This window comes from Kitasatospora sp. NPDC058444, from assembly GCF_042721415.1.
Classification (GTDB): Bacteria; Actinomycetota; Actinomycetes; order Streptomycetales; family Streptomycetaceae; genus Kitasatospora.
Window position 1 is genome coordinate 136,884 of the sequence record NZ_JBHXLL010000016.1, and the last position, 8,443, is coordinate 145,326.

Annotated in this window: 7 protein-coding genes; 5 read left to right on the forward strand and 2 right to left on the reverse strand. The window is 74.6% G+C overall.

Translation table 11 applies throughout. The features are described 5' to 3' along the window. The first annotated feature begins 103 nt into the window (after positions 1-103). From ACFWP2_RS18975 to ACFWP2_RS18995, 5 genes are read left to right on the forward strand one after another with little or no spacing between them, the layout of a single operon-like run. Positions 104-3,013 carry a nitrate- and nitrite sensing domain-containing protein gene (locus tag ACFWP2_RS18975; protein ID WP_380452672.1) on the forward strand — a complete coding sequence of 970 codons (2,910 nt, stop codon included), beginning with the start codon at positions 104-106 and terminating at the stop codon, positions 3,011-3,013. Next, the gene (locus ACFWP2_RS18980) at positions 3,010-3,465 is read left to right on the forward strand and encodes a roadblock/LC7 domain-containing protein (RefSeq protein ID WP_380452674.1); all 456 of its coding nucleotides are present in this window, start codon (positions 3,010-3,012) and stop codon (positions 3,463-3,465) included. The genes ACFWP2_RS18975 and ACFWP2_RS18980 overlap by 4 nt, the downstream gene beginning before the upstream one ends. Before the next feature lie 5 nt (positions 3,466-3,470). Continuing rightward, positions 3,471-4,043 (forward strand): DUF742 domain-containing protein, encoded by a 573-nt coding sequence (locus ACFWP2_RS18985; protein ID WP_380452676.1) that lies wholly within the window; start codon positions 3,471-3,473, stop codon positions 4,041-4,043. Positions 4,044-4,045: 2 nt separating this feature from the next. Then, positions 4,046-4,639 carry an ATP/GTP-binding protein gene (locus ACFWP2_RS18990; RefSeq protein ID WP_380452678.1) on the forward strand — a complete coding sequence of 198 codons (594 nt, stop codon included), beginning with the start codon at positions 4,046-4,048 and terminating at the stop codon, positions 4,637-4,639. Positions 4,640-4,694: 55 nt separating this feature from the next. Beyond that, positions 4,695-5,828 (forward strand): FAD-dependent monooxygenase, encoded by a 1,134-nt coding sequence (locus ACFWP2_RS18995; RefSeq protein WP_380452680.1) that lies wholly within the window; start codon positions 4,695-4,697, stop codon positions 5,826-5,828. A gap of 102 nt (positions 5,829-5,930) precedes the next feature. Here ACFWP2_RS18995 and ACFWP2_RS19000 read toward each other — a convergent pair whose 3' ends face one another. Together ACFWP2_RS19000 and ACFWP2_RS19005 are read right to left on the reverse strand one after the other, a co-directional pair. After that, complete coding sequence (locus ACFWP2_RS19000; RefSeq protein ID WP_380452682.1) at positions 5,931-7,115, reverse strand: transferase; 1,185 nt, start codon at positions 7,113-7,115, stop codon at positions 5,931-5,933. 300 nt (positions 7,116-7,415) lie between these two features. Then, positions 7,416-8,276 (reverse strand): serine hydrolase, encoded by an 861-nt coding sequence (locus ACFWP2_RS19005; RefSeq protein WP_380452684.1) that lies wholly within the window; start codon positions 8,274-8,276, stop codon positions 7,416-7,418. Positions 8,277-8,443 lie beyond the last annotated feature (167 nt).

Here is an 8,443-nt window from a genome sequence, read left to right on the forward strand (position 1 = left end):
CCCGACGCCGAAGGGCCCCCGCAGGCGTCCACGCCTGTCCCTGCGGACGGCGCTGCTCGTCCTGGCCGTCGTCCCCAGCATCGCCCTGGTCGCCCTCTGGGCCGTGACCAGCGGTGAGACCATCGCCGACTTCCAGCGACTGGCCGATCAGGCCACCATCGCGCAGAAGGCCGGCCAGCCGTCCAACATCGTCTACTACAACCTCCAGGAGGAGCGCCGGCTCAGCGCCGAGGCGCTCGCCCGGCCCGGCTCCAACGCCGACCAGCTGCGCCACCAGCGCCAGCTCACCGACGACGCGGTGCGGCAGTTCCAGACCCTCTCCGTGGCGACCGCCGACAACGCCCCCGCCGAGATCCGGTCCGCCGTCGTCGAGGCCCGCCAGGCCATGGGCAAGCTGGCCGAGCAGCGCGCCGCCGTCGACCGCGCCACCACCGACCAGCAGAGCGTCTTCACCTACTACACCGACCTGATCAGCGTCGACCTGCGGCTGTTCACCGCGCTCAGCCGGGTCGACACCGGCGAGGTCACCTGGCTGTCCAAGACCCTGGTCAACTCCTTCTGGACCAAGGAGATGCTCTCCCGCGAGGACGCCATCCTGGCCCGCGGCTGGCCCACCGGGCGGCTGTCCGCCACCGACTACCAGCAGGTCCAGCAGCTGATCGGCGCGCAGGACCACCTGCTCAACGTCCAGGTCCTGCCGTACATCCCGGAGGCCGAGGCGCCGGCCTGGCACGAGCTGGTCAACAGCCCCTCCTGGCAGGCCAAGGCCGCCGTCGAGCAGGCCCTGCTCAAGCCCACCGCCGCCGACGCGGCCGGCACCGTCAAGCTCCCGGCCACCCAGGACCAGTGGCGCCAGGCCCTCGACGGGCTCAACCCGCCGCTGGTCAAGGCCATCGAGGACCGCACCAACGGCATCATCGAGGTCGCCAAGGGCGCCATCATCGGCATGCTCACCCGCGTCGTGCTGACCACCGTCATCGGCCTGATCACGGTCGTCGCGGTCGTCATCGCCTCCTGGCGCCTGAGCCGCTCGCTGCGCCGCCGCATCAAGGACCTGCACACCCAGGCCGAGGAGATGCGGCGCACCCTGCCCGAGGTGGTCGAGCGCCTCGGCCGCGGCGAGCAGGTGGACGTCGAGGCCGAGACCCGCACCATCACGGCCGGCCCGCACGGCAACGGCACCGACGAGCTGGCCCGGCTCGGCCAGGCGCTCAACCTGGCCCGCTCCGCCGCCCTGGAGTCCGCCGTCGGCCAGGCCGAGCAGCACCGCGGCTTCGAGCGGCTGCTCCAGCGCATCGCCCGCCGCACCCAGCTGCTGATCGGCCGCCAGCTGCGCAAGCTGGACGAACTGGAGCGCAAGCACGACGACCCGGAGGTCCTGGAGGGCCTCTTCGACCTCGACCACCTCACCGCCCGCCTGCGCCGCTACGAGGAGAACCTCGTCATCATGGCCGGCGGCCAGCCGCAGCGGCGCTGGCGCAAGCCCGTCCCACTGCTGGACGTGCTGCGCGCCGCACAGGGCGAGGTGCAGGACTACCGCCGGATCTCGATCGACATCGAGGGCGACCCGTGGCTGTCCGAGCGGGCCGTCGGCCCGGTGGCGCACGTGCTCGCCGAGCTGATGGAGAACGCCACCACCTTCTCCAAGCCGCCCACGCCGGTCGAGGTGCGCGCCGCCGTGGTCGGCCGCGGGCTCGCGATCGAGATCGAGGACCGGGGCCTCGGCATGGACCCGGAGCAGTACGACGCCGCCAACGAGCTGATGAGCCGCCCGCCGCGCACCGACGTGCTGGCCCGGGCCGACGACATCCGCCTCGGCTTCCACGTGGTCTCCCGGCTGGCCTCCCTGCACGGGCTGAGGATCGAGTTCCGCCCGTCCGCCTTCGGCGGCACCCGGGCGGTCGTGCTCGTCCCGGACGCGCTGGTCATCGAGGGCGACACCGGGCTGCCGGACGGCGCCGGCGGTACGGCCACCGAGCCGATCCCGCTGGTGCGCCGCTCGCGCCGGGCCGTGCGCTCGGCCTCCGACGAGACGCCCGCCCCGGTGCCGGCCGGTCCGCCGGTCGCGCCGGTGGACTCCTTCCCCCAGGGCGGCTTCGTCCCGCAGGCCGCCCCGGTGCCGCTGCCGGAGCCGGAGCCGGTTCCGACGCCGGAGCCGGTTCCGACGCCGCTGCCGGTGCGGGTCCCCCTGCGGCTGCCATCGGCGGACGCCGAGCCGGGCGGGGGGCCGGAGGCCACGCTCCAGGACGTTCCGGTGCCACCCGCGCCGTTCCCGGCGGAGCAGCCGTACTCCGTACAGCAGCCCTACCCCGCGGAGCAGCCGTACCAGGCGTACCCGGCCGCCGCCGGGCAGTCCGTCGACCCGGCGCAGCCGTACGGATCCGAACCGTCGCCCGACGGTGAACCGTCGTACGCCCCGGATCCGTCCTACGGTTCGGAACACCCCTTCCGACCGGAGCAGCCGATCGAACACAGCTCCCCGGCCGATCCGGCACCCGTCCTGGACACCCCGGCCTACCCGGACATCGCCTACGCCCGGGTCACCGAGGCCGAGGCCCCGTACGCCGACGAGCAGTACCGCCCGGCCGACCACTACCGGCTGGCCGAGCGCCGGCAGAGCCGCGAGTACCGGACCTCGGTGCCGTTCAGCCCGGCCGAGGGCGACCAGCCCCCGCTGCCGCAGCGCGTCCGGCAGGCCAGCCTGGCGGCCGAGCTGCGGGTGCCCCCGCCGGAGCAGCCGCAGTGGGTCGAGCGGCCCGCCGCGACCGTCCCGCCCGCGGGCCCGTTCCAGCGCACCGACTGCCCGGTGCGGCGCTCGGGTGCGGCGATCGGCGCCTTCCAGCGCCAGTCCCGCGCCGCCCGGGCCCAGGACAGCGGCGAGCACCTGCTGCCCCCCGCCCCGCCGGCTCCCTCCCCCGCACCCGCCGGCCCCCCGGCTCCCGCGCCCGCCCCGTCCCCCTGGGCCCTTCCGGCCGCGGACTCCCGAACCACACGAACGGATGACCAGTCATGAACCGCACGATCGCCACCCACCAGGACCTGGACTGGCTGCTGGACGGACTCGTCGACTCGGTGCCCGGGACCAGGAACGCCGTCCTGCTCTCCGACGACGGTCTCGTGGTCAGTCACTCCCGCACCATCGAGCGGGCCGACGCCGAGCGCCTGGCCGCCGTCGCCACCGGCCAGCAGAGCCTGGCCCGCGGGGTCGGCGCGCTGTTCGACGGCGGCCCGGTGCACCAGGTGATCGTCGAGCTCGCCGAGTGCTGGCTGTTCGTCATCGCCGCCGCCCAGGGCACCCACCTGGCCGTGGTCGCCTCCCAGGAGGTGGACGCCGAGGTGATGTCCGTCGCGATGCACACCCTGGTGCAGCAGGTCGGCCAGAAGCTCACCACCCCGGTCCGCGGCGAGGGCGCCTCCGCCGCCCCGGCCTCCTTCGACGCCTTCGCCGCCCGGAACCGGGGCTGACGCGGGTGGAACCGTACGGGAACGACGCCTGGGGGGACGGCCCCGACGACGGCCGGCAGGCCGGGACCGACGATCCGCTGTCCGGCCCGCAGTCCGGCTCCTCGGCTCCGCAGCCCGGTCCGCAGCCCGGCTGGGACGACCGCTGGCGGCGCGGCGCGGTGCCGCACTGGAGCGAGCTGGAGGAGGACGACGCGGAGGACGAGTCGGGCAGCATGGTGCGCCCGTACACGATCACCCGCGGCCGGACCGCGCCCGAGCGCGACGACCTCACCCTCATCACCGTGCTCACCACGGTCGAGGCGGAGGCCGACGCGGCCCTGGCGCGGGGCAGCCGCGCCGGTGCTCGCGGCCTCCAGCCCGAGCACCGGCTGATCCTCGAACGCTGCCGGCGCCCGATCGCCGTCGCCGAGGTGTCGGCCGGCCTGGACCTCCCGGTCTCGGTCACCAAGATCCTGCTGGGCGACCTGGTCGCCCAGGGCCTGCTGAAGGCCCGGGCGCCGCTGTCGGTGGCCCGGGCCGCCGGGGGCGTGGACCTCGGCCTGCTCACGGCCGTACGCGAAGGACTCCGGAGACTCTGAACATGGCAACACCCCACTCCGCCACCGACGACCCCGCCGCCGCCCCGGCCGCCGTCAAGATCCTGATCGCGGGCGGCTTCGGCGTGGGCAAGACCACCCTGGTCGGCTCGGTCAGCGAGGTCACGCCGCTGCGCACCGAGGAGTACCTGACCCGGGCCAGCATCGGCGTCGACGACCTGGCCGGCGTCGACCAGAAGACCACCACCACCGTCGCGCTCGACTTCGGGCGGATCACGGTCAGCCCCGAGCTGGTCCTCTACCTCTTCGGCACGCCCGGCCAGGAACGCTTCTGGTTCATGTGGAACGACCTGGTCAACGGCGCGCTCGGCGGGATCGTCATCGCCGACACCCGCCGACTGGAGACCAGCTTCGCCTCCATCGACTTCTTCGAGAGCCGGGGCATCCCGTTCGTGGTCGCGATCAACTGCTTCCACAACACCAACACCCGCACCCCCGACGAGATCCGGGCCGCACTCGACCTCGACCCACAGGTGCCGATGCTGCTCGGGGACGTGCGCGAGCGCGCCTTCGGGCGGGACCTCCTGCTCGCCCTGGTCGACCACCTGATGGACCTCGCCGCCGCGCCCGCCGGCTGAACCGGCCCCGGCCGGCCCTCGAACCTCCTGTGAACTTCCGTTGGGAGCAATCCTCATGACCAGTCCCCTGCGCGTCCTCGTCAACGGCGGCGGCATCGGCGGCCTCACCCTCGCCACCGCCCTCGCCCAGCGCGGCCACCAGGTCGACGTCGCCGAGCTGCGCGAGCAGCTGGAGGCCCTCGGCGTCGGCATCATCCAGCCGTCCAACGCCCTGCACGTGATGCGCGAGATCGGCGTCCTGGAGGACTGCCTGTCCGTCGGCTTCGAGTGGGAGGTGCTGACCATCTGCGACCCGGCCGGCACCACCGTCGCGAAGATCCCCCAGCCCCGGATGGGCGACGCCCCCTCCAACAACGGCATCCCGCGCCCCGCGCTGGCCCGCGTCCTCGCCGACGCCGCCGTGGGGGCGGGCGTCACGGTCCGCTTCGGCACCACCGTCGGCACCCTGCGCGAGGACGCCGACGGCGTCGAGGTCACCCTCACCGACGGGCACGTCGGCCGCTACGACCTGGTCGTCGGCTTCGACGGCATCGGTTCGCCGCTGCGCCGCCACCTGTACGGCGAGACGTACCTTCCCGAGTACACCGGCTTCGCCAACTGGCGTGTCACGCTGCCGCGTTCGCCGGAGGTACGGGGCGTGGTGATGTCCTCCGGCAACCTCCGGGCCAAGGCACTGCTCACCCCGATCAGCACGGAGCAGATGTACCTGGGCGCGGTCTTCGCCGAGGCCGAGGACTTCCGCCCGGACCCGGAGCGGGCCCACGACCAGCTGCGCGAGCGGCTGGCCGGCTTCGGCGGCCCGATCGCCGAGGCGCTGGCGCAGATCACCGACCCGGCCGCCGTGGTCTACTCGCGGATCTCCCAGGTCACCGTCGAGGAGCCCTGGCACGTCGGCCGGATCGTCCTGGCCGGCGACGCCGCCCACGCCTCCACCCCGCACCTCGCCCAGGGCGCCGCGATGGCCGTCGAGGACGCGATCGTGCTCGCCCGGAGCCTGGACGAGGCCGACTCCGTGCCGGCCGCCCTCACCGCCTGGGAGGAGCGCCGCCGGCCCCGCGCCATGTGGGTCCAGGCCCTGTCGCGGGCCGTCCTCAAGCAGGAGACGGGTACGCCGACCACGCCTGAGGAGGACGAGCTCCTCAAGGTCGGCATCCCCGGCGCGGCGCACGTCCTGGTCCAGCCGTACTGACGCCCGCGGCGGGCGGGGACGGCTGACGGCTGACGGGCTCGGCGGTGCGCGGCGACGCGCCGCCGGGCCCGCCGGTCGCCGGTCGCCGGCCGGCGAGGCGGTTCACCAGCGACCGGCCAGTTGCAGGACCCGGTACCCGAGCCACCCCGGCAGGAGCAGCCCCAGGGCCAGCCCCACCGTGACCAGGTCGGCCTTCCGGGTGGCGAGTCGCGCCCTCCAGGCCATCGCCCGCTGCCTCCTCCCGGTCGCGGCCAGAGCCGCGTGGATGGTGTGGACCAGGTGCACGGTGGGCGTATGCCAGGAGGAGCCGACCGACCGGGCCGTCCACGCCGCCCGCCCCTTGCGCTCCTTCACCGGGAACACCCGCGGGTTCCAGTGGCCGTCGAACGCGATGACGGCGCCGATCCAGTGCCCGCCGGTGACCATCTCCCGGGGCAGCAGCGGGGTGGGGAGGCTCTCGTTCAACTGCCCGGCCAGCTCCGGGAGTCCGCGCGGGGCGAGCAGGATCAGTTTCGCCGGCGGCTGGGTGGCCCGCGCCTCCCCGATCTCCCACCGCAGCCCCTCCCCCGGCCCGAGGCGCAGGACGATCAGCTGGGACAGGTCCATCAGCCGGCGCACGGTGCCCTGCCAGTCGTCGAGCGGCAGGTAGAAGCGGGCGGCGCCCAGGAGCGGCAGCGTCTCCCCCGGCCGTCCCACCGCGATCACGGGCCCGACGGCGCCCAGCGCGGCGGCGAACTGCACCTCCCGCGTACGGAGGCCGGTTTCCGCCCCGGCGTCCACCCGGGCGGCGGCCTCGTCGTCGAAGCTGCGCAGGTAGAGCACCGGTCTGCGGCCGTCCCGCAGCAGTGCCTGGGCGGCCCCGCGGGCCGCGTACGGCCGGGTGCGGCGCAGGATCGCCAGGCCGGCCCCCGCGGCCGTCACGCCTCCGGCCAGCAGCCGGTACGACGGCTCCGGCGGGAGCAGGTCACCGCACCGCGCCACCGCGACGGCGAGGGTTCCGCTCCCGGCCAGCACGCAACCGGCGGCGTTGGCGGCCCGAACGGTTCGCCGCCAGCGCGGCTGCCGGGTCCCGTACCGGTTGACGAGCCCGACCACCTCGGCGGCGCCCGACCGGCGGCGGTGCCGCAGCCACAGGGCGGGCCCGAGCAGCGCCAGGGCGATCGCACCGCTCCACAGCGCCCCCGTCCTGCTCCCGTCCACGTGCTGCCCCAAGCCCACGTTGACGAGCAGGTGCAGCGCCACATAGGCCGCGGTGACCGCGACCGCCGTGACCCACCGGGCGAACATCCGTAGACGGGACGACACTTCAGCCCACCCCCGAACCACTTGAGCAGGACGCTTCAATCAAATACCGCAAGAAACAGATCGTCATGCGCACACGATCCGTAACGGTTTGGAGGCGAACACCCGAACGGAGACGGTCTTCCGCCCGCGCCGGACCGCGGTACGGGCCGGCGCGCGCACCCGGTCAGCCGACGTCCCGAGGGCCGGCGCCGCCGCTGTTCCGCCTGTTCGACCGGCGCGAGGACGTCGAGCCCGACCGGCGGGAGGCCGTCGAACTCACCGGCCGCGAGGGCCTCGTACGGATCAGCCCGCCGGACGCAGCGGCGCAGGACGCGGCGGTGCAGGACGCGGCGGTGCAGGACGGGCCGGCGCAGGACGGGCCGGCGCAGGACGGGCCGGGAGCACCGCGCGGCTGATCTGGTCCCGGCGGTCCCACACCGCCTTGGAGATGCGGGCGATCACGCGGGCCGCCGGGTCGGTGCGGTCCGTGCCGTCGGCGAGCGGGCCGGTGTAGCAGACGGCGATCAGGTAGGGCGGGCAGTCGGCCGCCTGCACGACGCCCACGGCGAGCCGGGTGCCGGGGATCCAGCCGTTCTTGAAGGCGATCCGGGTGTTGGCGGGGAGGCCGGCGGCCAGGTCCACCCGGAACTCGTTGCATGCGAGGAGGCCGAGGAGTTCGGGTTCGCCGGCGAGCGAGCGCAGCAGCCGGACCAGGTCGCGGGCGGTCACCCGGTTGTGGACGCCCTGGGCGCGGGCCGCGTGGTCCTCGATCCCGCGCGGGGTGGAGCTGTGCGTGGCGCCGGCGCGGCGCCACACGTCGGCGACGGCCCGCTGGGTGGTGCGGGCCAGGCAGATGTTGGTGGCGAGGTTGGAGGAGTGGGTGATCATCCGCTCGGCGAGCAGCCGGAGCGGAACGTGGGTGCCGAGCAGCTCCCAGGGCAGCGGATCGCTGTCCCGGTCCGGGTCGTTGCCGAACTCCCCGCCCACGACGGACTCGAAGCGGTTCACCACGGGGACCTCGGCGTCGAGGCTGACGCCGCTGCGGCAGAGCGCGGCGAGCACGGCGATCTTCATCGTGCTCGCGGCCTCGTGCAGTTCGTCCGGGTTGTGGACGAACACCGGCTTCGAGTCGCCCACCCAGGGGGCCACCACCACAGAGAGCATGCAGGAAGGGTAGGGCAGAACCGGTCGGACCTCGACGGTTGCGGCGAACGACACGAACTCCGCCGCCGCGGCGGGCCTTGACCGTCCCCCTCGCCCCCTGCCCCCCTGGTGGCGGGGTGGGGGGTTGGGGGGGGGCGCGAGACCCCCACCCCGCCCAACCACCCAAC

Bases quoted from the DNA above. Each gene is read 5' to 3' on its own strand.
- ACFWP2_RS18995 (WP_380452680.1), top strand. From the start codon at position 4,695: ATGACCAGTCCCCTGCGCGTCCTCGTCAACGGCGGCGGCATCGGCGGC.
- ACFWP2_RS18980 (WP_380452674.1), top strand. From the start codon at position 3,010: ATGAACCGCACGATCGCCACCCACCAGGACCTGGACTGGCTGCTGGAC.
- ACFWP2_RS19005 (WP_380452684.1), bottom strand. From the start codon at position 8,276: ATGCTCTCTGTGGTGGTGGCCCCCTGGGTGGGCGACTCGAAGCCGGTG.
- ACFWP2_RS18990 (WP_380452678.1), top strand. From the start codon at position 4,046: ATGGCAACACCCCACTCCGCCACCGACGACCCCGCCGCCGCCCCGGCC.
- ACFWP2_RS19000 (WP_380452682.1), bottom strand. From the start codon at position 7,115: ATGTTCGCCCGGTGGGTCACGGCGGTCGCGGTCACCGCGGCCTATGTG.